Source organism: Pseudomonas sp. E6002 (assembly GCF_013385565.1).
In the GTDB taxonomy this organism is placed as follows: domain Bacteria; phylum Pseudomonadota; class Gammaproteobacteria; order Pseudomonadales; family Pseudomonadaceae; genus Aquipseudomonas.
On sequence record NZ_JACAPT010000010.1, the window covers coordinates 174560 to 201455 of the forward strand.

The following is a 26896-nucleotide window of genomic DNA, read 5'->3' on the forward strand; positions in this document are numbered from 1 at the left end:
ACCACCACTAGAAGGATTCCGTTCATGGCTCAAGTTACCCTCCGAGGCAACCCTGTCCAGGTCGAAGGCGATTTGCCGAAAGTCGGCGCCAAGGCGCCAGACTTCACCCTGACTGCCGGCGACCTGTCTGACGCGACCCTGGCGACTTTCGCCGGCAAGCGCAAAGTGCTGAACATTTTCCCAAGCGTTGATACCCCGACCTGCGCCACTTCGGTTCGCAAGTTCAACGCTCAGGTCAACGACGTGAACAACACCGTAGTGTTGTGCATCTCCACCGACCTGCCATTTGCCCAGGCGCGTTTCTGCGGTGCCGAAGGCCTGGAAAACGTGAAGAACCTGTCGGACTTCCGTGAGGCAGCCTTTGCTGTCGACTACGGTGTAGCGCTTGCTGATGGCCCGCTCCGCGGCCTGACCGCCCGTGCCGTCGTGGTACTGGACGAGAACGACAACGTACTGCACAGCGAACTGGTCAGCGAAATTGGCCAAGAGCCGAACTACGAGGCAGCCCTGGCTGTTTTGAAGTAACTGTTACTACGCATTACTGTCGTTTTGCAGTAACACGCGTGATGCAGTATTACGGCCTGGCCTAGTCCAGGCCGTTTTTATTTGTGCTTCAGAGGCTTAGCCAGATAGCGAATGGACTAAGCACAGAAGTTAAAAGTTGTAATCCAAGGTAAATAGCCGGTAAAGGCGCTTTTCTTAACGCGCCCCAGTGCTTATCTTTCAGCCTCCCGAAGAAGAAGCTCTCGCACCCAATGGTTGATCACTCCATGCAATCCACCCCTCGTCACTCCCGCCGCTGGCTGTTCGGCCTGCTCGTGCTGCTGGTCATTGCCGGCCTGTGCTGGAAGTTCTGGCCTGGCACCAGCCACAAGGACAGCGCCGAGAAGAAGCCCGCCGGGCATGCCGGCAAGTCGGGGATGATGCGCCCGGGCTTTGGGGGTTCTACTGGCCCGGTGCCGGTGCGTGTGGCGCCGGCGGTGCTGGGCGAGTTCCCGGTGTACTACAAGGCGCTGGGTACGGTGACGGCACTCAACACCATCAATGTGCGCAGCCGGGTTGGCGGAGAACTGGTCAAGATCGCCTTTGAAGAGGGGCAGATGGTCAAGGCCGGTGACCTGCTGGCGGAAATCGACCCGCGCAGTTACCAGAATGCCTTGCTCCAGGCCCAGGGCACGTTGCTGCAGAACCAGGCCCAGCTGAAAAACGCCCAGGTCGACGTGCAGCGTTATCGCGACCTGTATGCCCAGGACAGTATCGCCAAGCAGACCCTGGACACCGCCGAAGCGCTGGTGTTGCAGTACCAGGGCACGGTCAAGACCAACCAGGGCGCGGTGGATGACGCCAAGCTCAACCTCGAATTCACCAAGATCCGCGCACCGATTACCGGGCGTGTCGGCCTGCGCCAGGTGGACGTGGGCAACCTCGTCGCCGCCAACGACACCACCTTCCTGGCGGTGATCACCCAGACCCAACCCATCAGCGTGGTCTTCACGTTGCCGGAAAACACCCTGGAAACCGTGCTGGCGCGTTATCACGCCGGCAACAAGCTGCCGGTGGAAGCCTGGGACCGTGGCGATGTCGCGGTGAAAGCCACGGGCGTGCTGCAGAGCCTCGATAACCAGATCGACGTCACCACCGGCACCCTGAAATTCAAGGCGCGGTTCGATAACAAGGACCAGGCGCTGTTCCCCAACCAGTTCGTGAACGTGCACTTGCTGGCCGACACCCTGCACAACGTGGTGCTGGCGCCGTCGGCAGCGATTCAGTTCGGCAATACCGGCACCTTCGTCTACGTGCTCGATGGCGACAAGAAGGTCAAGGTGCGTCCGCTGGTGATCGGTGATTCCGACGGCGACAACACCGTGGTCAAGCAAGGCCTGGCCGCCGGCGACCGCGTGGTGCTGGAAGGCACCGACCGCCTGAAGGACGGCAGTGACATTGAAGTGGTCAACGACAGCACTGAGGTGCCGACCACGCCGACCGAACACCTCCAGGGTCAACCGGCAGCCAAGACGCAACAAGGCCCGGCTGATGCCGCCAAGGCGCAAAAGGGCGGCGCATGAACCTCTCGCGGCTGTTCATCCTTCGCCCGGTAGCCACTACCCTGAGCATGCTGGCCATTGTCCTGGCTGGCGTGATCGCTTATCGCCTGCTGCCGGTCTCGGCCTTGCCCCAGGTGGATTACCCGACCATCCGGGTGATGACCCTGTACCCCGGCGCCAGTCCGGACGTAATGACCAGCGCGGTCACGGCGCCCCTTGAGCGTCAGTTCGGGCAGATGCCCGGCCTGACCCAAATGGCGTCCACCAGCTCCGGCGGCGCCTCGGTGCTGACCTTGCGTTTCAACCTCGACATCAACATGGATGTCGCCGAGCAACAGGTGCAGGCCGCGATCAACGCCGCCACCAACCTGCTGCCCAAGGACCTGCCGGCGCCGCCGGTGTACAACAAGGTCAACCCGGCGGATACCCCGGTGCTGACCCTGGCCATCACCTCCAAGACCATGTTGCTGCCCAAGCTCAATGACCTGGTCGACACGCGCATGGCGCAGAAGATCGCGCAGATCAGCGGCGTCGGCATGGTCAGCATCGCCGGCGGCCAGCGCCAGGCGGTGCGGATCAAGGTCAACCCCGAGGCCCTGGCGGCCAACGGCCTGAACCTGTCGGACGTGCGCACCCTGATCGCCGCCTCCAACGTCAACCAGCCCAAGGGTAACTTTGACGGCCCCACGCGGGTGTCGATGCTCGACGCCAACGACCAGTTGGTCTCGCCCAAGGAATACGCCGAACTGATCCTTGCCTACAACAACGGCGCGCCGTTGCGGCTCAAGGATGTGGCGCAGATCGTCGACGGCGCCGAGAACGAACGCCTCGCGGCCTGGGCCAACGAAAACCAGGCGGTCCTGCTGAACATCCAACGCCAGCCCGGGGCCAACGTCATCGAGGTGGTGGACCGGATCAAGGCGCTGTTGCCAAGCATCACCGACAACCTGCCGGCGGGCCTGGACGTGACGGTGCTTACCGACCGTACCCAGACCATCCGGGCCTCGGTCAAGGATGTACAACACGAATTGCTGATCGCCATTGCCCTGGTGGTGATGGTGACGTTCCTGTTCCTGCGCCGCTTCAGCGCGACCATTATTCCGTCCATCGCCGTGCCGCTGTCCCTGGTGGGCACCTTCGGCGTGATGTACCTCGCCGGTTTCTCCATCAACAACCTGACGCTGATGGCGCTGACCATCGCCACCGGTTTTGTGGTGGACGACGCCATCGTGATGCTGGAGAACATTTCCCGCTACATCGAGGAAGGCGATACACCGCTCAATGCGGCGCTCAAGGGCGCCAAGCAGATCGGCTTCACCCTGATTTCCCTGACCCTGTCGCTGATCGCGGTATTGATCCCGCTGCTGTTCATGGCGGACGTGGTGGGGCGGCTGTTCCGTGAATTCGCGATCACCCTGGCGGTGGCGATCCTGATTTCCCTGGTGGTGTCCCTGACCCTGACGCCGATGATGTGCGCGCGGTTGCTCAAGCGTGAGCCGAAAGAGGACGAGCAGGGCCGTTTCTACAAGGCCAGCGGCGCCTGGATCGACTGGCTGATCGAGGCCTACGGGCGCAAGTTGCAGTGGGTGCTCAAGCATCAGCCGCTGACCCTGCTGGTGGCCATCGCCACCCTGGGCCTGACCGTGGTGTTGTACATGGTGGTGCCCAAGGGCTTCTTCCCGGTGCAGGACACCGGCGTGATCCAGGGCATTTCCGAAGCGCCACAGTCGATTTCCTTTGCGGCGATGAGCCAGCGCCAGCAGGAACTGGCGAAGATCATCCTCGAAGACCCGGCGGTGGAGAGCCTGTCGTCCTATATCGGGGTAGACGGTGATAACGCCACCCTCAACAGTGGTCGCCTGCTGATCAACCTCAAGCCCCACGGCGAACGGGACCTGAGCGCGGCACAGATCATCACGCGCCTGCAGCCGCAACTGGACAAGCTGGTGGGGATTCGCCTGTTCATGCAGCCGGTGCAGGACCTGACCATCGAAGACCGCGTCAGCCGTACCCAGTACCAGTTCAGCATGTCCTCGCCGGACGCCGAGCTGCTGGCCTTGTGGAGTGAAAAGCTGGTACACGCCCTCAGCCAGTTGCCGGAACTCTCCGACGTCGCCAGCGACCTGCAGGACAAGGGCCTGCAGGTGTACCTGGTGATCGACCGTGACGCCGCATCGCGCCTTGGTGTGTCGGTGTCGACCATCACCGACGCGCTGTACGACGCGTTCGGCCAGCGGCAGATATCCACCATCTACACCCAGGCCAGCCAGTACCGCGTGGTATTGCAGGCCCAGTCCGGTGAAACCCTCGGCCCGGACGCCCTGAACCAGATCCATGTGAAAACCACCGACGGCGGCCAGGTGCGGCTGTCGAGCCTGGCCCATGTGGAACAGCGCCAGGCCCAGTTGGCAATCGCGCATATCGGTCAGTTCCCGGCGGTGATGATGTCGTTCAACCTGGCCCCTGGCGTGGCGCTGGGCAAGGGCGTCGAACTGATCAACCAGACCCAGAAAGACATCGGCATGCCGGTGGGCGTGCAGACCCAGTTCCAGGGCGCGGCCCAGGCATTCGAGGCTTCGCTGTCGAGCACCTTGCTGCTGATCCTGGCGGCGGTGGTGACCATGTACATCGTGCTCGGGGTGCTCTACGAGAGCTATATCCACCCGATCACCATCCTCTCGACCCTGCCGTCGGCAGCGGTGGGCGCCTTGCTGGCCTTGCTGCTCAGTGGCAACGACCTGGGGATGATCGCGATCATCGGCATCATCCTGCTGATCGGCATCGTGAAGAAGAACGCGATCATGATGATCGACTTTGCCCTCGACGCTGAGCGCAACCAGGGCCTGGACCCGCAAACCGCGATCTACCAGGCGGCGCTGTTGCGCTTCCGGCCGATCCTGATGACCACCCTGGCGGCGCTGTTCGGTGCCGTGCCGTTGATGCTCGCCACCGGCTCCGGCGCCGAGTTGCGCCAGCCGCTTGGCCTGGTGATGGTGGGCGGGTTGCTGGTGAGCCAGGTGTTGACCCTGTTTACCACCCCGGTGATCTACCTGTATTTCGACCGCCTCGGCCGTCGCTGGCGCAAAGAGCCGGTGCGCCTGGAGCCGGTTGAGTCATGAACCTGTCCGGACCTTTCATTCGCCGGCCGGTAGCCACCATGCTGCTGAGCCTGGCGATCATGCTGCTGGGCGGCGTCAGCTTCAACCTGTTGCCGGTGTCGCCATTGCCGCAGATCGATTTCCCGGTGATCGTGGTGTCGGCCAGCTTGCCGGGGGCCAGCCCCGAGGTGATGGCGTCTACGGTGGCCACGCCGCTGGAGCGCTCCTTCGGCGCGATTGCCGGCATTACCACCATGAGCAGTTCGTCGAGCCAGGGTTCGACCCGGGTGATCCTGGCGTTCGACTCCAATCGCGACATCAACGGCGCGGCGCGGGAAGTGCAGGCGGCGATCAACGCCTCGCGTAACCTGCTGCCCAGTGGCATGCGCAGCATGCCCACCTACAAGAAGATCAACCCGTCCCAGGCGCCCATCATGGTGCTGTCCCTGACCTCGGACGTGTTGCCCAAGGGCCAGCTGTACGACCTGGCCTCGACCATCCTGTCCCAGAGCCTGTCCCAGGTGCCGGGCGTGGGTGAAGTGCAGATCGGCGGCAGCTCCTTGCCCGCCGTGCGTATCGAACTGGAACCCAAGGCCCTCGACCAGTACGGCGTGGCCCTGGACGATGTGCGTAATACCATCGCCAATGCCAACGTGCGCCGGCCCAAGGGTTCGCTGGAGGACAGCCAGCGCAACTGGCAGATCCAGGCCAACGACCAACTGGAAAAGGCCAAGGACTATGAACCGCTGCTGATCCGCTACCAGAATGGCGCGGCCTTGCGCCTGGGGGATGTGGCGAAGATCAGCGACGGCGTCGAGGACCGCTACAACAGCGGCTTCTTCAACAATGACTCGGCGGTGCTGCTGGTGATCAACCGCCAGTCCGGCGCCAACATCATCGAGACGGTGAAGCAGATCAAGGCACAACTGCCGGCCTTGCAGGCGGTGTTGCCGTCCAGCGTCAAGCTGAACCTGGCCATGGACCGTTCGCCGGTGATCACCGCCACCTTGCACGAAGCCGAGATGACCCTGCTGATTGCCGTGGCCCTGGTGATCCTGGTGGTGTACCTGTTCCTCGGCAACTTCCGCGCCTCGCTGATTCCCACCCTGGCGGTGCCGGTGTCGCTGGTGGGTACGTTTGCAGTGATGTACCTGTTCGGCTTTTCCCTGAACAACCTGTCGCTGATGGCGCTGATCCTCGCCACCGGCCTGGTGGTGGACGATGCCATCGTGGTGCTGGAGAACATTTCCCGGCACATCGACGAGGGTGTGCCGCCGATGAAGGCGGCGTACCTGGGGGCCCAGGAAGTCGGCTTCACCTTGCTGTCGATGAACGTCTCGCTGGTGGCGGTGTTCCTCTCGATCCTGTTCATGGGCGGTATCGTTACCAGCCTGTTCCGCGAGTTTTCCATCACCCTCGCAGCGGCGATCATCGTCTCGCTGGTGGTGTCGCTGACCCTGACCCCGATGCTCTGCGCCCGCTGGCTCAAGCCCCATGTCAAAGGCCAGGAAACAGGCTTGCAGCGCTGGAGCCAGAAGATCAACGACCGCATGGTGGCAGGCTATGCCCGCAGCTTGGACTGGGTGCTGCGCCACAAGCGCCTGACGCTGCTCAGCCTGTTGGTGACCATCGGGGTCAACGTCGCGCTGTATGTGGTGGTGCCGAAAACCTTCATGCCCCAGCAGGACACCGGGCAACTGATCGGCTTTGTGCGTGGCGACGACGGGCTGTCATTCAGTGTGATGCAGCCGAAGATGGAAATTTTCCGCAAGGCCGTCCTGCAGGACCCCGCGGTGTTGAGCGTGGCAGGTTTTATCGGCGGCAACAGCGGCACCAACAACGCGGTGATGCTGGTGCGGCTCAAGCCCATCAGCGAACGCAAGATTTCTGCCCAGGCGGTGATCGAGCGCATGCGCAAGAATGTGCCACTGGTGCCCGGCGGGCGCCTGATGCTGATGGCTGACCAGGACCTGCAATTCGGCGGCGGCCGCGACCAGACCACCTCGCAGTATTCCTACATCCTGCAAAGCGGCGACCTGGCGGCCTTGCGCCTGTGGTACCCGAAAGTGGTTGCCGCGTTGCGTGAGCTGCCGGAGCTGACCGCCATCGATGCCCGTGAAGGGCGCGGCGCGGCCCAGGTGACGCTGATTGTCGACCGCGACCAGGCCAAGCGCCTGGGCATTGACATGGACATGGTCACTGCCGTGCTCAACAACGCCTACAGCCAGCGGCAGATTTCCACCATCTACGACAGCCTCAACCAGTACCAGGTGGTGATGGAGGTCAATCCGAAGTACGCCCAGGACCCGATCACCCTCAATCAGATGCAGGTGATCACGTCCACCGGTGCGCGCGTGCCGCTGTCGGCCATCGCTCACTATGAGAACAGCCTGGCGGACGACCGGGTCAGCCATGAAGGCCAGTTCGCCTCGGAAAACATTGCCTTTGATATGTCGCCCGGCGTCACGGTGGAGCAGGGCACGGCCGCCATTGAGCGGGCGATTGCCAAGGTCGGCCTGCCGGAAGAGGTGATCGCGAAGATGGCCGGTACGGCCGACGCCTTCGCCGCCACCCAGAAAGGCCAGCCGTTCATGATCCTCGGTGCACTAGTAGCGGTGTACCTGGTATTGGGGATTCTGTATGAGAGCTATATCCACCCGCTGACCATTCTGTCGACCTTGCCGTCGGCGGGGGTGGGCGCCTTGCTTTCGATTTACCTGCTGGGGGGCGAGTTCAGCCTGATCTCGCTGCTGGGGCTGTTCCTGCTGATCGGGGTGGTGAAGAAAAACGCGATCCTGATGATCGACCTTGCGCTGCAACTGGAACGCAAGGACGGCATGAGCCCGCTGGAATCGATCCGCGCCGCCTGCCTGGTGCGGCTGCGCCCGATCCTGATGACCACGCTGGCGGCGATTCTTGGCGCCGTGCCGCTGCTGCTCAGCACGGCCGAAGGCGCGGAAATGCGCCAGCCCCTGGGCCTGACGATTATCGGCGGGCTGGTGTTCAGCCAGATCCTGACCCTCTACACCACGCCTGTGGTTTACCTTTATCTCGACCGCCTGCGCCACCGTTTCAACGGTTGGCGCGGAGTGCGTACCGATGCTGCCCTGGACACTGCGCTATGACCGATTCAACGTTTCCCACCGTGCAACGTCTGGCGATGACTCGCGGCTCAAAGCTGCTGAGCCTGGCCCTGTGCGGCGTGATGCTCAGCGCCTGCGCCGTCGGCCCGGACTACAAACGCCCCGAATTGACCGAGCCTGCCCAGTACAAAGAGGCCCAGGGCTGGCGCCAGGCCGCGCCCAGCGACTCGCTGGCCCGGGGCGCCTGGTGGGAGCTGTACGGCGACAAACAACTCAATGAGCTGGTAGAAAAACTCAACAGCTCCAACCAGACCGTGGCCCAGGCCGAGGCGCGTTATCGCCAGGCCGCCTCGCAGGTGCGCAGTGCCCGTGGGGCGTTCTTCCCCACGGTTGACCTGAGTGCCTCGAAAAGCCGGGCCAGCCAGGGTACCGGCAGCAGTAACGCCAGCCTCAGCAGCTCCAGCAGCGGTATTCGCGACACCCTCAACACCCAGTTGGGCGTGAGCTGGGAAGCCGATATCTGGGGCAAACTGCGCCGGGGCCTGGAAGCCAATGAAGCCAGCGCCGAAGCCAGCGCGGCGGATCTTGCGGCGATGCGCCTGAGCCAGCAATCGGAACTGGTGCAGGATTACCTGCAACTGCGGGTCATGGACGAACAGACCCGTTTGCTGCAGGCCACGGTGGACACCTACCAGCGCTCCCTGCAGATGACCCAGAACCAATACCGCGCCGGTGTCTCGGGCAAGGACGCCATCGCCCAGGCCCAGACCCAGCTGAAAAGCACCCAGGCCAGCATGATCGACCTGATCTGGCAGCGGGCGCAGCTGGAAAACGCAATTGCCGTGCTGATCGGTGTGCCGCCGGCCAACTTCAACCTGGCGGTGAGCAAGGACATTCCGGCGCTGCCGCAGATTCCGGTGAGCCTGCCGTCGCAACTGCTGGAGCGCCGCCCGGATATCGCCCAGGCGGAGCGCTCGGTGATCGCGGCCAATGCCAACATCGGCGTGGCCAAGACCGCTTACTACCCGGACCTGACCCTGAGCCTGGCCGGCGGCTATTCCAGCAGCACCTACGCCGACTGGATCAGCCTGCCGAACCGCTTCTGGTCGGTGGGGCCGAAACTCGCCATGACCCTGTTCGACGGGGGCCAGCGTTCGGCCGAAGTTGACCGCGCCGAGGCGTCCTACGATGAAACCGTGGCCAAGTACCGCCAGACCGTACTCGATGGGTTCCGTGAGGTGGAAAACTACATGGTCCAGCTCAAGGTCCTGGAAGACGAGGCGGTCGTGAGTAACGAGGCCCTCGAAGCGGCCCGGGAATCCCTGCGCCTGACCCAGAACCAGTACAAGGCCGGGTTGATCGCCTATCTCGATGTGGTCACCGTGCAAGCCACCGCCCTGAGCAACGAGCGTACGGTGCTGACCCTGCTGCAAACCCGGCTGGTTGCCAGTGTGCAACTGATCGCTGCACTGGGCGGTGGCTGGGATGGCCAAATGCAGCTGAGCGACAAGAAGTAAACCTCGCTCTGGCTTGTGTACGGGCTTGTGTGGGAGCGGGCTTGCTCGCGAAAGCGGTGGGGCAGTCAACTGTGTATCAACTGACCCGCCGCTTTCGCGAGCAAGCCCGCTCCCACAAGGGTTCTGCGGTGTTTTTGAGCCAGCGGATTGGCGTCAAATTTTGAATGATGGCTATACGACAATATTTCAGGTGTACAAGATTTATTCTCGCTACAATCCCTGACTTTTCAGCCCGGCACGGATGCCGTTCGGCCCATAGGTCACGAGAAGTCCCATGCTCACCGGTAGTTATTCCCCCGCCCTGGTCCTGATTTCCCTGTTCGTCGCGATCCTCGCATCCTATACGGCGTTGGACCTGACCGGCCGCATCGCCACTGCCAGGGGCCGCGCGGTGTACCTGTGGATGGGCGGCGGCGCGCTGGCGATGGGCGTGGGCATCTGGTCGATGCACTTTATCGGCATGCTCGCCTTCCGCCTGCCCATCAGCCTCGGCTATGACGTCGGCATCACGGCGCTGTCGTTGTTGATCGCGATCCTGTCCAGCGGTTTTGCCTTGTGGCTGGTGAGCCAGCCGCGTTTGCCGGCGTGGCAACTGGCATTTGGCGCATTGATCATGGGCGCCGGCATCAGCGCCATGCACTACACCGGCATGGCCGCCATGCGCATGACCCCCGGCATCGACTACGACCCCACGCTGTTCACCGCCTCGTTGCTGATTGCCGTGGGTGCGTCGGCGGCGGCGTTGTGGATTGCCTTCAACCTGCGGCGCAACACGCCGTATGTGCGGTTGGCCCGAGGCGGGGCGGCGATGGTGATGGGCGTGGCGATTGTCGGCATGCACTACACCGGCATGGCCGCCGCGCGTTTCGCCGATGGCAGCTTCTGCGGCGCGGCCCTGGACGGCTTGAGTGGCAAGGGCCTGGATAACCTGGTGCTGGTTACCACCCTGGCAGTGTTGATCATCGCGCTGCTGACCTCCCTGGCCGATGCCCGCCTGGAAGCCCGCACCGCGGTGTTGGCCGACTCCCTGACCCAGGCCAACCAGGAACTCACCCACCTGGCCCTGCACGACATGCTCACCGGCTTGCCCAATCGCACCCTGCTCGCCGACCGGATCCAGCAGGCGATACAGCGGGTGAACGAAGAGGGCGGCTGCTTCGCGCTGATGTTTATCGACCTGGACGGCTTCAAGCCGGTGAATGACGCTTTTGGTCACCACATGGGCGACCAGCTGTTGCAGCAAGTCGGCCTGCGCCTGCGCGAAGACTTGCGCAGCCAGGACACCCTGGCCCGCATCGGCGGTGACGAGTTTGTATTGCTGGTGCAATTGGGCCAGCCCGACGATGCGTTGCGCCTGGCCGAGCGCCAGGTGGGCATGATCAACCAGGCCTTCCACGTCGCCGAGCATGAGCTGAAAATCTCCGCCAGCATCGGCATCGCACTGTTCCCCGGCAACGGCGCCACGCCCCAGGAACTGCTGATGAACGCCGACGCGGCGATGTATCACGCCAAGGGCATGGGCAAGAACGGCTACAGCTTTTTCGACGTGTCGATGAACACCAATGCGCGCAAGCAACTGCAACTGCTGCAGGACTTGCGCAATGCCGTGGAGCACGAGCAGTTCCGGCTTTATTACCAGCCCAAGTTCGACGCCATCAGCGGCCGCCCGGTCGGTGCCGAGGCGCTGCTGCGCTGGGAACACCCGCAACAAGGCCTGTTGTTGCCGGACAAGTTTATCGAGCTGGCGGAAAAGACCGGGCTGATCATCCCCATCGGCGAATGGGTACTCAACGAAGCCTGCCGCCAGATGCAGGTGTGGTATGCCCAGGGCTATCACGACTGGCGCATTGCCGTGAACCTGTCGGCGTTGCAGTTCTGCCACGCCGGGCTGGTCAAGAGTGTCGCCGCTGCCCTGGAACGCCACCGCTTGCCAGCCAACAGCCTGACCCTGGAAATCACCGAAACCACCGCCATGAGCGATGCCGACGCGAGCATGACGGTGTTGCAGAAGCTTTCGGACATGGGCGTCGACCTGTCCATCGACGACTTCGGTACCGGCTATTCGAGCCTGATGTACCTCAAGCGCCTGCCGGCCAATGAGCTGAAGATCGACCGGGGATTTGTGCGTGACCTGGAGCACGACAGCGACGACGCCGCTATCGTCTCGGCCATCGTCGCCCTCGGTCAGGCCCTGGGCCTGCGCATTGTGGCCGAGGGTGTAGAGACCGACTCACAGCAGAGCTTCCTCACCCGGCTGGGCTGCGATTCGCTTCAGGGGTATTTGCTGGGGCATCCGTTGCCGGCCGAGGGTTTCATGGCCGACATCCAGCGCGCCGAGCAGGTGGTGAGTGTGCATTCGGTGATGTGAGCCCATGCAAAACCTGCAGGGCGCAGGTAGTATTGGATCCATCAGCTCACGTTGAACCAGGAGACCTTACACATGGACAAAGTCGTCGTCATCACCGGTGGCAGTCGTGGGATCGGCGCCGCCACGGCGCTGCTGGCCGCCGCCCAGGGCTATCGCATCTGTATCAATTACCAGGCCGATGAAGACGCCGCCCACCGCGTACTTGAGCAAGTGCGTGCCCTCGGCGCCCAGGCGATTGCCGTGCGGGCTGATGTCAGCATCGAAGACGAAGTGATTGGCCTGTTCCACCGGGTCGATACCGAACTGGGCCGGGTGACGGCACTGGTCAACAACGCAGGTACCGTCGGGCACAAGTCGCGGGTCGATGAGATGTCCGAGTTCCGCATTCTGAAGACCCTCAGGACCAATGTGTTGGGGCCGATCCTGTGTGCCAAGCATGCGCTGCTGCGCATGTCGCCCAAGCATGGCGGGCAGGGCGGCAGCATCGTCAACGTTTCATCGGCCGCCGCGCGGTTGGGCTCGCCGGGGGAGTATGTGGATTACGCCGCGTCCAAGGGCGCGCTGGATACCTTCACTCTCGGGCTCTCCAAGGAAGTGGCGGGCGAGGGGATCCGGGTCAATGGCGTGCGTCCCGGGTTTATTTTCACCGACTTCCACGCCCTGAGCGGCGACCCGGATCGGGTCAGCAAGCTTGAGCCGGGCATCCCCATGGCCCGTGGCGGGCGTGCAGAGGAAGTCGCGGAAGGGATTATCTGGCTGCTCTCGGACAAGGCGTCCTATGCGACGGGAACCTTTCTTGACCTGGCGGGCGGTCGTTAGTTTTGTACCGCCTGTGGCGAGGGGCACGCCGCTCGCCACAGCCCAGGTATCAGGCGCCGCGCAGCGCTTCATAGCCCCTGAGGGAAAACGCCTTGAGCAGGCTGGCCTCCGAGTCTGGATGAATGGTGTAGCCGTGATTCGAAAAACCTTCCAGGACACCGTTGCGGCTATGGCTGGCGCTTAATTTGAGATCGTCCACGTTGTCGATAAATCGCAGTACCTTATCCAGGTTGTAGGTGGCGTCGGCGCGAGAGTCCGGGTCTTGGTTGGCCGCGCTCCAGTCACCCACCTGGCGCTTCAGGTCATCGCTCACTTCGTAGTGGTCGCGGTTATCCAGGAAGTTCTTCAGCACAGGGCTTTGTTCAGTAATCTGGTCACTTGATCGATGATCTCCCGCGAGGCGCCCGGTAGCGCCTGTCATTTCGCGCACCTGTTGCTGCTCTGCGGCACGCATATAGTGGGGAGGAACGGGAAGGGGTCGCAGGCCGGCAGCTGAAGAAATAGTCATAAGGCATCTCTGATGTGAACCAAGTGAATGCGCTCTTTCTATCGTAAGAAATAGCGCACTCCTGTGTGGTTCTTAGCCCGGCTACGGTTCCCATCCGTAGGTTAAAACGACCGCACAATCTTCCCCAGCGTCTCCATCGCCTTCTCACACGACTCATCCCACGGGCTGCCGTAGTTCAAGCGAATGCAGTTCCTGAAGCGCTGTGTCGGCGAGAAGATCGGTCCCGGTGCGATGCTGATGCCCTGGGCCAGCGCCATCTGGAACAACTTCAACGAGTCGGTTTGTTCCGGCAATTCCAGCCACAGGAAGTAGCCGCCGGCAGGCTGGCTGACCCGTGTCTGCGCCGGGAAATAGCGCGCGATGGCGGCGAGCATGGCGCTTTGCTGTTCTTCCAGCGCGTAACGCAATTTACGCAGGTGCCGGTCGTACCCGCCGTGTTGCAGGTAATCGGCAATCGCCGCCTGGGCGGGCATCGAGGCACACAGCGACGTCATCAATTTCAGCCGCTCGATCTTCTGCGCATAACGTCCGGCGGCGACCCAGCCGATGCGGTAGCCCGGAGCCAGGCTCTTGGCGAACGAGCCGCAATGCATCACCAGGCCTTCTGTGTCGAACGCCTTCGCCGGTTTGGGCGCCTGTTGACCGTAGTACAACTCGGCGTACACGTCGTCTTCGATCAGCGGCACCTGGTGGCTGCGCAGTAACTCCACCAGTTCCTGTTTCCGGGCCTCGGGCATGGTTGCGCCCATCGGGTTCTGGAAACTGGTCATGCACCAGCAGGCCTTGATCGGGTAGCGCTCCAGGCTTTGCGCCAGCACCTTGAGGTCGATGCCATCGCGCGGGTGTACGGGGATTTCCACCGCCTTGAGTTTCAGGCGCTCGAGGATTTGCAGGCTGGCGTAGAACGCCGGTGCTTCGATGGCCACCAGGTCGCCCGGCTCGGTCACGGCTTGCAGGCACAGGTTCAGTGCTTCAAGGGCGCCGTTGGTGATCAACAGTTCTTCCATGGGCAGCATCAGCCCGCCCACCATGTAGCGCAAGGCAATTTGCCGGCGCAGTTGCGGGTTGCCCGGCGACATGTCGGTGACCACCATGCGCGGGTCCATTTCCCGGCTGGCGCTGGCCAGGGAACGGGCCAGGCGTTGCAGCGGGAACAGCGTCGGGCTGGGGAAGGCCGAGCCGAAGGGCACGGTTTGCGGGTCCTTGATGGAATCGAGCACCGAGAACACCAATTCGCTGACGTCCACCTCGGTGGACTCGTGCACATGGGCACTCACCACCGGCTCGGAAAACGGGCTGGGCGCATGGGTGTTGACGAAGTACCCGGAGCGCGGCCGGGCGCGGATCAGCCCGCGTCGCTCCAGCAGGTAGTAGGCCTGGAACACCGTGGACGGGCTGACACCGTAGGTCTGGCTGGCATAACGCACCGAAGGCACGCGCTGGCCGGGCCCGAGCACGCCGGAGCGGATCAGTTCTGCGATGTCGTCGGCGAATTTTTCGTAGCGTTTCATTGGGGCTCAGTGCTTTGAACAGATTTTGCTGATTGAACACAGATCAAACGGTGGGAGCGGGCTTGCTCGCGAAAGCAATCTTTCAGTTGATGTATCCATTGACTGGCACACCGCTTTCGCGAGCAAGCCCGCTCCCACATTTGATCTCCAGTGTTGCTGAAAGCTTGGGCTCAGCGATTCAATGGCGCCACAAACCGGCTGTCCGCCGCGCTGTAAATCCACGGCTCATCCACATCCGAGACCTTGAAGCGGATCGTCTGCGAACTGCTGGCGGGCTTCTCTGCGGTCATCGCCACCGACACCGGCACATCGGTAATCTCACCTGGTGCCAGGCTGATCTCGGTCTTGCCCTGCAGCTGGAAGCCGTCGCCGTCCATCAGCTCCAGGCGGTAATCCTGGCGCTGCTGGGTCTTGTTGATGACCTTGAGGCTGTAGATGTTCTCGATCAAGCCGTCACTGTTCTCGCGGAACATCCCCCGGTCCTTGGTCACGTCCAGCGACACCATCGGGCGTTCTACCAGCGCCACCACCAGCGCGCCGATCATCACCAGCAGCACGGCACTGTAGCCGATCAGGCGTGGCCTGAGCAGATGGGTCTTGCCACCTTGCAACTGATGCTCCGAGGTGTAGCTGACCAGGCCGCGGGCATAGCCCATTTTATCCATGATCGAATCACAGGCATCGATACACGCGGCGCAGCCGATGCATTCCATTTGCAGGCCGTCACGGATGTCGATGCCGGTGGGGCATACCTGCACGCACAGCTGGCAGTCGATGCAATCACCCAGGCCGACGTCCGCCGGTTGCACGTCTCGTTTGCGCGGGCCACGGTTCTCGCCGCGGGCTACGTCGTAGGAAATGGTCAGGGTGTCCTTGTCGAACATCACACTCTGGAACCGTGCATACGGGCACATGTGCATGCACACCGCTTCACGCAGCCAGCCGGCGTTGATGTAGGTGGCGCCGGTAAAGAACAGCACCCAGAACAGGCTTACGCCACCCATCTGCCAGGTCAGCAGCTCCTCGGCCAGCGGCCGGATCGGCGTGAAGTAGCCGACAAATGTCAGCCCGGTCAGCACGCTGATCCCCAGCCACAGCGTGTGCTTGGCCGAGCGCCGCGCCAGCTTGTCCAGGCTCCAGGGCGCAGCTTGCAGCTTGATGCGTTGGTTTCGCTCGCCTTCAGTGACCTTTTCGCACCACATGAACAACCAGGTAAACGAGCTTTGCGGGCAGGTATAGCCACACCACACACGCCCTGCGAATACGGTGATCGCGAACAGGCCGAACGCGCAGATGATCAACAGCGCCGACAGCAGGATGAAATCCTGGGGCCAGAACGTGGCACCGAAGATGTGGAATTTGCTTTCAGCCAGGTCCCATAACACCGCCTGCCGTCCGCCCCAGTTCAGCCACACGGTGCCGAAAAATGCCAGGAACAGAAAGCCTGCGCCTGCCACGCGCAAGGTACGGAACAGGCCGGTAAAACTGCGGGTGTGAATCAGGTGGTCGCTGGATTTGGCCTTCATCTTCTTTGGATGTGCAGGCTCAAACACTTCTACGGTTCGGACGGGGATTCTATCGCTCATGGTCTTTCGCTCATCAGCCTCCATCAGGCAGATGAACTATGACCGGCGCTCTGTTTGCATAACAGACTCAGGTATGGCGATAAAAAGCGGATCAGATGGGCCGCCCGTGCATGCCTGCGACAATGTGCTGCACCCGGTGGTGCGCGGGGTGCAGCGCTTTTGAGGCGGGGCTGATCCAGGTCAATCAAATCACCGAATCACCGTCGGTAGCTTTCAAGTGCTTACGGCCGTCTTTGGCACCCGCTACGGTCAATGCGTCGGCTTCGGCTTCGGTGATATAGGTGCGGTCACCGTTCAGCTTCACGAACGACATGGATTTTTCGCTGTCGGTTTCGACCGTGACATGGGTGGCTTCCAGTTGTTTCTCGTGGCCGTCCACATCGACGGTGAAGAAACATTGCTGACCTTCGATACGTACGGGCATATCGATCTCCTTTTTGTGGGCTATTACTGATTAGGGTGGGATGCGCAGGCAATGGTTCTGCGCAACTGACTGACGGTCGATGCTGTCCATGTTCTATCGACCCCCAACAAGGAAACGTCCATGGACGCCTGGTGGCATGAAGTCTGGGTAACCCTGCAAGCGGAATTTGCCGATATCGGCGATGCCCGGCAACTCACGCAAATCACCGTTCGGCTGCTGATTGCGGCGATATTGGGCGGGATCCTGGGTTACGAGCGCGAACAGAAAGGCAAGGCCGCCGGGGTACGCACCCACATGCTCGTGGCCCTGGGCGCCGCGCTGTTCGTGTTGGTGCCGAGCATGTCCGGCTCCCAGGCAGACGCCATGAGCCGTGTGCTGCAGGGCGTGATCGCGGGCATCGGCTTTCTTGGCGCCGGCACCATCCTAAAGGGCAAGGAAGACGAGGAGGGTCAGCACGTCAAAGGGCTGACCACCGCCGCCGGCTTGTGGATGACCGCCGCCATTGGGGTGGCGGCGGGAATGGGGCGGGAATCCACGGCGGTACTCAGCACGTTGTTGGCCTTGGCGGTGTTCAGTGTGATGCCAAGAATCGTCAGGCTATTGGAAAAGAATTAGTCGCCGTATGTTTCATCAGGTCGCGCGTGAATGGGCTGACAGCGTGATATCGAGGCGTGTGCAACTTCACGCTCCTGCTGGACTGATCACTGTACCGGAATGGTGATTTGATCTTCTTTGTGATACGCGAATATGCGTTGGTCTTGAGCGAGCAAGTCAACACGAACCACCGGAAGCAGGCGCTGCGTATAGCCGTAATACTCGCGCTGAAGTTTCTTGGCCGCATCTCTTCCTGGCAAGTTGGCAGCGTTATAGAAGAAAGCCTGGAAGGGGACTTTATCAATCTCGGACACTGTCCAGGCTGAGGTGACGACTTCATTCCAATCTTCAATATAGTTTGCCGGCATCAGTTTTCTGACAGTGATGCTTAGAGAAAACTGCTGCACCGATCCACGAAACGCACACATAAAAAAATAAGCCGGTTTGACTTTGTTGAAGTGGGCCAACCAGGTGGCGCCATCCACCACGCCTTGCTCATCGCAGTGCCGGCTCCATGCACGCTGGTAGCCTGGCAGCTCCCTGGAAGTTTCGCCGCATCCATCCGGGCGGTCACCTGTCGCACCATTGGTGGGAAAAGAGCAGCGCACGCTGATTGGGCCCGCTGCGGTGGAGGGCAATGCCGACATTATTACGCCAGCGTCCCGTGCAAACAGCTTCCTGATACCCAGGTCGGCTCGCAGGTAAGAGAATGCGGCGGCATTGCGCTCAAGCTCGCCGGGCGATGCTATGAGGCTGTCAGTGACGCGAATAAGCACCCCATTGCAGTGATACAGGGCCAGGCCATCGGCACACTGAGCAGCGGTGTCCTGGTAGCGGTTGTTTAATTTGCTTGCGATTTCCGTATCGAACGGGCCGGAGGGTTCGGTGGTGCAGGCGGTCAAGGTGCAAAGGGAAAGCAGCAGGTAGGCGGCTGTTCTTTTCATGAGGTATCTCCGAGAGGTTTTATTGTTCTGTTGTTCGCGCGTCGCGCACTTTGATCATGGGCGGCGTTCGTCTCGGCTGATACTGTCGGTTTTGACAGTTCTTTATAATTTTTTGTGAATGAAGTTGCAGCTTATAGATTCAAGTAAACGCGGAAGCCTGAAGCTTCCGCTTTTTACTTCCTGTGATCGGTCTCTTCAGACAATCACCGGCGGCATGGTCGTCGGTGGTTCCTCCACCGGTGGTGGCTGTGTGCCTGGCGGTTCCTGCTCGGGAACCGGGTCGGGTTCGGTCGGCGGTAATGTGGGCTTATCTATATTGGGATCAGGCGTTTCAGCCGGAATAGGGATATTCATCGGTGTGGCCTCCTTTGTGCTTTGCTCTATCGGTGGACAATCGCGTGGTGGATTTGATTCCCCGCCCGATGGCGGGATATCCGCCTGAACTTTTCACTCGTCGGCATGCTCGGAACCTAGACGGCCCTGCTCAGGGAGAGTGGCGTCGTTTCAGAATTTGAATCAAGCACAAGAGCGTCCACTGGGCGTTAAGGGGAGATGCTCGATGACTGCTGAAACACTGACTCAAGACGATTCAACCTCCACATTACCGCTGTCCCAGGCACTGTTGCTGCCAAGGATCGCGATTGAAAGCACGACCCCGGTGATCGATGGCGGCGAGTTCGCGGTCAAGGCTGTGGTTGGCCAGCGCGTGCAGGTTGCCAGCAAGGTGTTCGCTGATGGCCACGACAAGCTTGCGGTGATGATCCGCTGGCGCCCGCGCAGTGAAGAAAGCTGGCACAGCGTGGTGATGACCGATGTCGGCAACAACGGCTGGGAGGGCGCATTCACCGTGACCGCCCAGGGCCCGCATGAGTATTGCATCGAAGCCTGGATCGACACGTTTGCCAGCTTTCGCTACGAACTGAGCAAGAAACACGAGGCCGGGGTGCCGGTCAGCCTGGAGTTGCAGGAAGGCCGCAGCCAGGTGTTGCAAGCCGCCGAGCGCAGTGACAATGAGCTGCGTGACCGCTTGATGTTGCTGCACCACGAACTCTCCGGTTTGCTGGAAACCGAGCAGGTCGCGTTGTTCCTGCACGAAGACAGTGCACACCTGATGACCCAGGCCGATCACCGCGCCTATTTGAGCATCAGCCCGGTGTATCCGATTGATGTAGAGCGCGAGGCTGCGCAATTTGCCAGCTGGTACGAGTTGTTTCCCCGCTCGATCACCGACGATCCCGCGCGCCATGGCACATTCAACGATGTGCACTCACGGCTGTCGATGATCCACGACATGGGCTTTGACGTGCTGTACTTCCCGCCGATCCATCCGATCGGTCGCAGCCACCGCAAGGGCAAGAATAATTCCCTGACCGCCGGGCCGGACGACCCGGGCAGCCCGTATGCCATCGGCAGCGAAGAGGGCGGCCACGAGGCGATCCATTCGCAGTTGGGCACCCGTGAAGATTTCCGCAACCTGGTCAAGGCCGCCGCCGACCATGGCCTGGAAATCGCCCTGGATTTTGCCATCCAGTGCTCCCAGGACCACCCGTGGCTCAAACAGCATCCGGGCTGGTTCAACTGGCGGCCCGACGGCACGATCAAATACGCCGAGAACCCGCCGAAGAAATACCAGGACATCGTCAACGTCGACTTCTATGCGGCCGACGCGATTCCCAGCCTGTGGGTCGAGTTGCGCGACATCGTGGTCGGTTGGGTGGAAGAGGGCGTGAAGACCTTTCGCGTCGACAACCCCCACACCAAGCCGCTGCCGTTCTGGCAATGGCTGATCAGCGATGTGCGTTCTAAATACCCCGAAGTGATCTTCCTCGCCGAAGCCTTCACCACCCCGGCGATGATGGCGCGCCTGGGCAAGGTTGGTTACTCCCAGAGCTACACCTACTTCACCTGGCGCAACACCAAGGCCGAGTTGAGCGAGTACCTGAGCGAACTGAACGAGTCGCCGTGGCGCGAGTGCTTCCGGCCGAACTTCTTCGTCAACACCCCGGACATCAACCCCGGCTTCCTGCATGAATCCGGCCGCGCCGGCTTCTTGATCCGCGCCGCGTTGGCCACCATGGGCTCAGGCCTGTGGGGCATGTACTCGGGTTTTGAACTGTGCGAAGCGGCACCGGTGCCGGGCAAGGAAGAGTACCTGGACTCGGAGAAGTACGAGATCCGCCCACGAGACTTCACGGCGCCGGGCAACATCATTGCCGAGATCGCCCAGCTCAACCGCATCCGCCGGCAGAACCCGGCCTTGCAGACGCACCTGGGGCTCAAACTCTACAACGCGTGGAACGACAACATCCTGTACTTCGGCAAACGCAGCGAGGATGGCAGCAACTTTATCCTGGTGGCCGTGAGTCTCGACCCGTTCAACGCCCAGGAGGCCAATTTCGAGTTGCCGCTGTGGGAGCTGGGCTTGCCGGACGATGCCCAGACCCAGGGCGAAGACCTGATGACCGGCCACCGCTGGACGTGGTACGGCAAGACCCAGTGGATGCGCATCGAACCGTGGCATCAGCCGTTTGGCATCTGGCGCATTACCGTTTCCTGAATCGACACCGATCTCCAAACCACTGGAGATCAAAGGTGGGAGCGGGCTTGCTCGCGAAAGCGGAGTGTCAGTCTCCGAATCGGTCCACTGATATACCGCTTTCGCGAGCAAGCCCGCTCCCACATTGACCGAGTTCCTTCAGGCAGAATTTTTCGAATTCCCAGGAGTTTCCAATGGCGAAGAAACCCAAGGCTGCCACCTTTATCAAAGATCCGCTCTGGTACAAAGACGCGGTGATTTATCAGGTTCACGTCAAATCCTATTTCGACTCCAACAACGACGGCATCGGTGATTTTCCCGGGCTGATCGCCAAGCTCGACTACATCGCCGACCTTGGTGTGAACACCATCTGGCTACTACCGTTCTACCCCTCGCCACGCCGTGACGATGGCTACGACATCGCCGAATACCGCGGCGTGCACAGCGACTACGGGACCATGGCCGATGCCAAGCGCTTTATCGCCGAAGCCCATAAACGCGGGCTGCGGGTGATCACCGAGCTGGTGATCAACCACACCTCCGACCAGCACCCATGGTTCCAGCGGGCCCGCAAGGCCAAGCCCGGCTCGGCGGCGCGGGATTTCTATGTATGGTCCGATGACGATCAGAAATACGACGGCACCCGGATCATTTTCCTCGACACCGAAAAGTCCAACTGGACCTGGGACCCGGTCGCCGGCCAGTACTTCTGGCACCGCTTTTACTCCCACCAGCCGGACCTCAACTTCGATAACCCGCAGGTCATGAAAGCCGTCCTGTCGGTGATGCGCTACTGGCTCGACATGGGCATCGACGGCCTGCGCCTGGACGCGATTCCATACCTGATCGAGCGCGACGGCACCAACAACGAAAACCTCCCCGAAACCCACGACGTGCTCAAGCAGATCCGCGCCGAGATCGACGCCAACTACCCCGACCGCATGCTCCTGGCCGAAGCCAACCAATGGCCGGAAGACACCCAGTTGTACTTCGGGGACAAAAAGGGCGACGACGGCGATGAGTGCCACATGGCGTTCCACTTCCCGCTGATGCCGCGCATGTACATGGCGCTGGCCCAGGAAGACCGTTTCCCGATCACCGACATCCTGCGCCAGACCCCGGAGATCCCGGCCAATTGCCAATGGGCAATCTTCCTGCGCAACCACGATGAACTGACCCTGGAAATGGTCACCGACAAAGAGCGCGACTACCTCTGGAACTATTACGCTGCCGACCGCCGTGCACGTATCAACCTGGGGATTCGCCGCCGCCTGGCGCCGCTGATGGAACGCGACCGCCGACGCATCGAGCTGCTCAACAGCCTGCTGCTGTCGATGCCGGGCACGCCGACCCTGTATTACGGCGATGAAATCGGCATGGGCGACAACATCTACCTCGGTGACCGCGACGGCGTGCGTACGCCGATGCAATGGTCCATCGACCGCAACGGCGGCTTCTCCCGCGCCGACCCGGCCAGCCTGGTATTGCCGCCGATCATGGACCCGCAATACGGCTACCAGTCGGTCAACGTCGAAACCCAGACCCAGGACCCGCACTCGTTGCTGAACTGGACGCGGCGCATGCTCGCGGTGCGTAAACAGTCCAAGGCGTTCGGTCGCGGCAGCCTGAAAATGCTCTCGCCCAGCAACCGCCGCATCCTGGCGTATACCCGCGAATACGCAGGCGCCGATGGCAAGAATGAAATCATCCTGTGCGTGGCCAACGTGTCCCGCAGTGCCCAGGCCGCAGAACTGGACCTCTCGGCGTTTGCCGGCATGGTTCCGGTGGAGATGCTCGGTGGCAATGCCTTCCCGCCCATTGGCCAGCTGAATTTCCTGCTGACCCTGGCGCCGTATGGCTTCTATTGGTTCGTGCTGGCGGCGGAAAACCAGATGCCAAGCTGGCACGTGGAACCGGCGCAAAGCATCCCGGACTTCACCACCCTGGTGCTGAAGAAGCGCATGGAAGAATTGCTCGAAGCACCGTGCCGCACCACCCTGGAACAGAATGCGTTGCCGGCGTGGCTGCCCAAGCGCCGCTGGTTTGCCAGCAAGGATACGGCAATCGACAGCGTGCACATCGCTTATGGCGTGCGCTTCGGCGACCCGCAGCATCCGGTGCTGCTCAGTGAAATCGAAGTCACCAGCGCCGGCCAGGTCAGCCGCTATCAACTGCCGTTCGGCTTCCTTGGCGAAGACCAGTTCACCAGCGCCTTGCCGCAACAACTCGCGCTTGCCCGTGTACGGCGAGTGCGTCAGGTAGGTTTGGTGACCGATGCCTTCAGCCTCGACACTTATATCCGCGGCGTGATCCAAGGCCTGCAGGCCAAAACCGTCCTCGACTCCACCGATGGCGAGATTCGCTTCGAGCCCACGGCGCAGTTGGCCAAACTGGAATTGAACGACGAGTCGGAAGTGCGCTACCTCGCGGCGGAGCAGTCCAACAGTTCCGTGGTGGTGGGCGGCAGCCTGGTGCTCAAGCTGATCCGAAAAGTCAGCGCCGGGGTTCACCCGGAACTGGAAATGGGCGCCTACCTGACCGAAGCCGGCTACGAGCATATCTCGCCGTTGTTGGGCTCGGTGATCCGCCACGATGCCGATGGCCAGGACAACCTGCTGATGATCGCCCAGGGTTACCTGAGCAACCAGGGCGACGCTTGGGGCTGGACCCAGAATAACCTGGAGCGAGCGATTCGCGACGAACTGGCCGAAGCCATGTCCGAGCAGGAACAGCACTACAACGCCCTTGGCGAGCTGGCGGATTTCGCCGGCTTGCTCGGCCAGCGCCTGGGCGAGATGCACCTGGTGCTGGCGGCGCCCACCACTAACAAGGCGTTCAAGCCCGAGGTCACAACCCTCAAGGACAGCCAGGGCTGGGCCAGGCACGTAGGCGCACAAATCGACCACGCCTTGCAGTTGCTCAAACAGCATCAAACCAAGTTGAACCCTGCCGATCAGGCGTTGGTCAGTGCTTTACTGGAGCAGAAAAAGGCCATCGCCAGTCACGTTCAGGACCTGGCGAAAGCCACGGTGGGCGGGTTGCGCATTCGCGTGCACGGCGACCTGCACCTGGGCCAGGTACTGGTGGTCAAGGGCGATGCCTACCTCATCGACTTCGAGGGCGAACCGGCGCGGCCGTTGCCTGAGCGTCGCGGCAAACACAGCCCGTACAAGGATGTGAGCGGGGTGCTGCGCTCGTTTGATTACGCGGCGGCCATGGCGGTGAATGTGCAGGGCGTTGACCAGTCGCCCGAGGCCAATGCGTCCCGACAACGTGTGGCGGATCGCTACTTGCATGAGGCCAGGCAGGCATTTATCCAGGCCTATCACGCTGCCACGACTACACTGGCCCATGACTGGCAGGATGCCAAAGGCCAGGACGCAGCGCTGGCGTTGTTCAGCCTGGAGAAGGCCGCGTACGAAGTGGCCTACGAAGCAGAGAATCGCCCGAGCTGGTTGCCGGTGCCGTTGCAAGGTTTGCACGGGCTGCTCAGCGGGTTGAAACCAATATCGAAAACTGCACGCGGTGGGGAGACGTCATGAGTTTTACAAGCAAAGAACCGCTGCAGGAAAAGTTGAGTGTGATGCCCAAACCTGCTGATATCGAAGCCCTGGTGCGGGCCGAGCACCATGATCCATTCTCGATCCTGGGTCCCCATGACGACGAGCAGGGCGGCCAGTTCATTCGCGCCTTCCTGCCGGAAGCGCTGAGTGTCCAGGTCCTGGCCCGCGACAGCGGCGAGCACATCGGCAGCCTCGATGCGACCCAGGTGCCGGGCTTGTTTGTCGGGCATTTCGGCAGCCGTCAGGCGTACTTGCTGAAGATCCAGTGGGCCGGTGGCGAACAGATCACCGAAGACCCTTACAGCTTCCAGCAACTGCTGCTGGGGGAGATGGACCTGTATCTGTTTGCCGAAGGCAATCACCGCGACCTGAGCAGTTGCCTCGGGGCACAAGTGACCAGCGTCGACGGTGTCCAGGGCGTGCGTTTTGCGGTATGGGCACCGAATGCCCGCCGTGTCTCGGTGGTGGGCGACTTCAATATCTGGGACGGGCGCCGTCATCCGATGCGCCTGCGCCATCCGTCCGGTGTGTGGGAGATTTTCATCCCGCGCCTGCAGCCCGGCGCGGCCTACAAGTATGAAATCCTCGGTGCCCACGGGATTCTGCCGCTCAAGGCCGACCCCATGGCCCTGGCCACGCAGTTGCCGCCGGATACTGCGTCCAAGGTCGCTTCGCCGCTGCAGGTCGACTGGCAGGACCACGACTGGATGCAATCGCGCAGCGAGCGACAAAAGCCCAGCGCACCCTTGTCGATCTACGAGTTGCATGCCGGTTCCTGGCAGTGCGAGCTGGATGAAGTCGGCGAGGTGTCCCGCCAGTACAGTTGGCGCGAGCTGACCGAGCGGTTGATCCCTTATGTACAGCAGTTGGGCTTCACCCATATCGAACTGATGCCGATCATGGAGCACCCGTTCGGCGGCTCATGGGGTTATCAGGCGCTGTCGCAATTTGCCCCGACGGCACGTTTCGGCTCGCCGGAGGATTTCGCGTTTTTCGTCAACGCCTGCCATCAGGCCGACATCGGCGTGATCCTGGATTGGGTGCCGGCGCATTTCCCCACCGACACCCACGGCCTGGCGCAATTCGACGGCACTGCGCTGTACGAATACGCCAACCCGCTGGAAGGCTTCCACCAGGATTGGGACACCCTGATCTACAACCTCGGCCGCACCGAAGTCCACGGCTTCATGCTGGCGTCGGCGTTGCACTGGCTCAAGCATTTCCATATCGATGGCCTGCGAGTGGATGCGGTGGCCTCGATGCTGTACCGCGACTATTCGCGCAAGGCCGGTGAATGGGTACCCAACCGCCACGGCGGGCGGGAAAACCTTGAGGCCATCGACTTCCTGCGCCACCTCAACGATGTCGTTGCCCTTGAGGCTCCCGGCGCGCTGGTGATCGCCGAGGAGTCCACCGCATGGCCGGGCGTAAGCCAGCCGACCCAACAGGGCGGCCTGGGCTTCAACTACAAGTGGAACATGGGCTGGATGCACGATTCGCTGCACTACATCCAGCAGGACCCGGTGTACCGTGCCCATCACCACAACGAGCTGAGTTTCGGCCTGGTGTATGCCTGGTCCGAGCGTTTTATCCTGCCGATTTCCCACGATGAAGTGGTGCACGGCAAACACTCGTTGATCGACAAGATGCCCGGCGACCGCTGGCAGAAGTTTGCCAACCTGCGGGCATACCTGAGCTTCATGTGGATGCACCCGGGCAAGAAGCTGCTGTTCATGGGTTGCGAGTTCGGCCAATGGCGCGAGTGGAACCACGATCAGCAACTGGACTGGTACCTGCTGCAATACCCCGAACACCGGGGCGTGCAGAAACTGGTGGGCGACCTCAACCGTCTGTACCGCGAAGAGCCGGCGCTGCATGACCAGGACGACGCACCACAGGGCTTCCAGTGGTTGATTGGGGATGACGCGATCAACAGCGTCTACGCCTGGTTGCGCTGGAGCAAGGATGGCAGGCCGGTGCTGGTGGTGGCCAACTTCACGCCGGTGCCGCGTGAGGCCTACAAGGTCGGCGTGCCGTTTGCCGGGCGCTGGAGCGAGGTGATCAACAGCGATGCCGACACCTATGCCGGTTCCAACTTCGGCAACGGTGGCGGGGCGTTTACGGAGGAGGAGCCCAGGCATGGGCAGCCGTTGTCGCTGTCGTTGAACCTGCCGCCATTGGGCGTGCTGATCCTGCGACCGGACGCCTGACTTCCAGCCGATGAAGACCCCATGTGGGAGCGGGCTTGCTCGCGAATGCGCAGTACCAGTGCCAGATTTTTTCGCTGACACAGCGCATTC

The 26896-nt window shown here is 61.8% G+C and carries 17 protein-coding genes; 11 read left to right on the forward strand and 6 right to left on the reverse strand.

Annotation, left to right across the window (positions count from 1 at the left end; translation table 11 throughout):
• Positions 1 to 24: 24 nt before the first annotated feature.
• The 7 genes from tpx (at position 25) to HX815_RS10855 (ending at position 12930) form a co-directional block, all read left to right on the forward strand.
• Positions 25 to 525, forward strand: a complete 501-nt coding sequence (gene tpx / locus HX815_RS10825; protein ID WP_134326424.1) for a thiol peroxidase — start codon at positions 25 to 27, stop codon at positions 523 to 525.
• A 230-nt stretch (positions 526 to 755) separates the two neighbouring features.
• A complete protein-coding gene (locus HX815_RS10830) occupies positions 756 to 2066 on the forward strand; it encodes an MdtA/MuxA family multidrug efflux RND transporter periplasmic adaptor subunit (RefSeq protein WP_003207498.1) in 1311 nt (436 codons plus the stop codon).
• Positions 2063 to 5164, forward strand: coding sequence for an MdtB/MuxB family multidrug efflux RND transporter permease subunit (locus tag HX815_RS10835; RefSeq protein ID WP_177028185.1), 3102 nt, complete (start codon positions 2063 to 2065; stop codon positions 5162 to 5164). The genes HX815_RS10830 and HX815_RS10835 overlap by 4 nt, the downstream gene beginning before the upstream one ends.
• Positions 5161 to 8268 carry an efflux RND transporter permease subunit gene (locus HX815_RS10840; RefSeq protein ID WP_003207502.1) on the forward strand — a complete coding sequence of 1036 codons (3108 nt, stop codon included), beginning with the start codon at positions 5161 to 5163 and terminating at the stop codon, positions 8266 to 8268. The genes HX815_RS10835 and HX815_RS10840 overlap by 4 nt, the downstream gene beginning before the upstream one ends.
• A complete protein-coding gene (locus tag HX815_RS10845) occupies positions 8265 to 9743 on the forward strand; it encodes an efflux transporter outer membrane subunit (protein WP_003207503.1) in 1479 nt (492 codons plus the stop codon). The genes HX815_RS10840 and HX815_RS10845 overlap by 4 nt, the downstream gene beginning before the upstream one ends.
• Positions 9744 to 10017: 274 nt before the next feature.
• On the forward strand, positions 10018 to 12111 hold the full coding sequence (locus tag HX815_RS10850; RefSeq protein ID WP_003207505.1) for a bifunctional diguanylate cyclase/phosphodiesterase: 2094 nt from the start codon (positions 10018 to 10020) through the stop codon (positions 12109 to 12111).
• A 72-nt stretch (positions 12112 to 12183) separates the two neighbouring features.
• Positions 12184 to 12930, forward strand: coding sequence for an SDR family oxidoreductase (locus HX815_RS10855; protein WP_008435175.1), 747 nt, complete (start codon positions 12184 to 12186; stop codon positions 12928 to 12930).
• Positions 12931 to 12979: 49 nt separating this feature from the next.
• Here HX815_RS10855 and HX815_RS10860 read toward each other — a convergent pair whose 3' ends face one another.
• The 4 genes from HX815_RS10860 to HX815_RS10875 all read right to left on the reverse strand — a co-directional run bounded on the left by HX815_RS10860 (position 12980) and on the right by HX815_RS10875 (position 16959).
• Positions 12980 to 13351, reverse strand: coding sequence for a hypothetical protein (locus HX815_RS10860; RefSeq protein WP_177028186.1), 372 nt, complete (start codon positions 13349 to 13351; stop codon positions 12980 to 12982).
• A 188-nt stretch (positions 13352 to 13539) separates the two neighbouring features.
• Positions 13540 to 14949 carry a GntR family transcriptional regulator MpaR gene (gene mapR / locus HX815_RS10865; RefSeq protein ID WP_003207510.1) on the reverse strand — a complete coding sequence of 470 codons (1410 nt, stop codon included), beginning with the start codon at positions 14947 to 14949 and terminating at the stop codon, positions 13540 to 13542.
• Between the two features lie 170 nt (positions 14950 to 15119).
• A complete protein-coding gene (gene ccoG / locus HX815_RS10870) occupies positions 15120 to 16535 on the reverse strand; it encodes a cytochrome c oxidase accessory protein CcoG (RefSeq protein ID WP_177028187.1) in 1416 nt (471 codons plus the stop codon).
• A 184-nt stretch (positions 16536 to 16719) separates the two neighbouring features.
• Entirely contained in the window at positions 16720 to 16959 is a 240-nt protein-coding gene (locus HX815_RS10875) for a DUF3203 family protein (protein ID WP_003207514.1), read from the reverse strand.
• A gap of 120 nt (positions 16960 to 17079) precedes the next feature.
• Here HX815_RS10875 and HX815_RS10880 point away from each other — a divergent pair, with 120 nt between their 5' ends.
• A complete protein-coding gene (locus tag HX815_RS10880) occupies positions 17080 to 17574 on the forward strand; it encodes an MgtC/SapB family protein (protein ID WP_087692384.1) in 495 nt (164 codons plus the stop codon).
• Between the two features lie 86 nt (positions 17575 to 17660).
• On the opposite strand, the gene HX815_RS10885 is transcribed toward HX815_RS10880, so the two are convergent.
• Together HX815_RS10885 and HX815_RS10890 are read right to left on the reverse strand one after the other, a co-directional pair.
• Entirely contained in the window at positions 17661 to 18497 is an 837-nt protein-coding gene (locus HX815_RS10885) for a hypothetical protein (protein WP_177028188.1), read from the reverse strand.
• 195 nt (positions 18498 to 18692) lie between these two features.
• Positions 18693 to 18851 (reverse strand): hypothetical protein, encoded by a 159-nt coding sequence (locus HX815_RS10890; protein ID WP_166742161.1) that lies wholly within the window; start codon positions 18849 to 18851, stop codon positions 18693 to 18695.
• A 205-nt stretch (positions 18852 to 19056) separates the two neighbouring features.
• On the opposite strand from HX815_RS10890, the gene HX815_RS10895 reads away from it, so the two are divergent.
• The 3 genes from HX815_RS10895 (at position 19057) to glgB (ending at position 26806) form a co-directional block, all read left to right on the forward strand.
• The gene (locus HX815_RS10895; RefSeq protein WP_102605565.1) at positions 19057 to 21054 is read left to right on the forward strand and encodes an alpha-1,4-glucan--maltose-1-phosphate maltosyltransferase; all 1998 of its coding nucleotides are present in this window, start codon (positions 19057 to 19059) and stop codon (positions 21052 to 21054) included.
• Positions 21055 to 21227: 173 nt separating this feature from the next.
• Positions 21228 to 24575 carry a maltose alpha-D-glucosyltransferase gene (gene treS, locus HX815_RS10900; protein WP_008435160.1) on the forward strand — a complete coding sequence of 1116 codons (3348 nt, stop codon included), beginning with the start codon at positions 21228 to 21230 and terminating at the stop codon, positions 24573 to 24575.
• Complete coding sequence (gene glgB / locus HX815_RS10905) at positions 24572 to 26806, forward strand: 1,4-alpha-glucan branching protein GlgB (protein ID WP_003207521.1); 2235 nt, start codon at positions 24572 to 24574, stop codon at positions 26804 to 26806. Before treS ends, glgB begins: the two co-directional genes overlap by 4 nt.
• Positions 26807 to 26896: the final 90 nt, after the last annotated feature.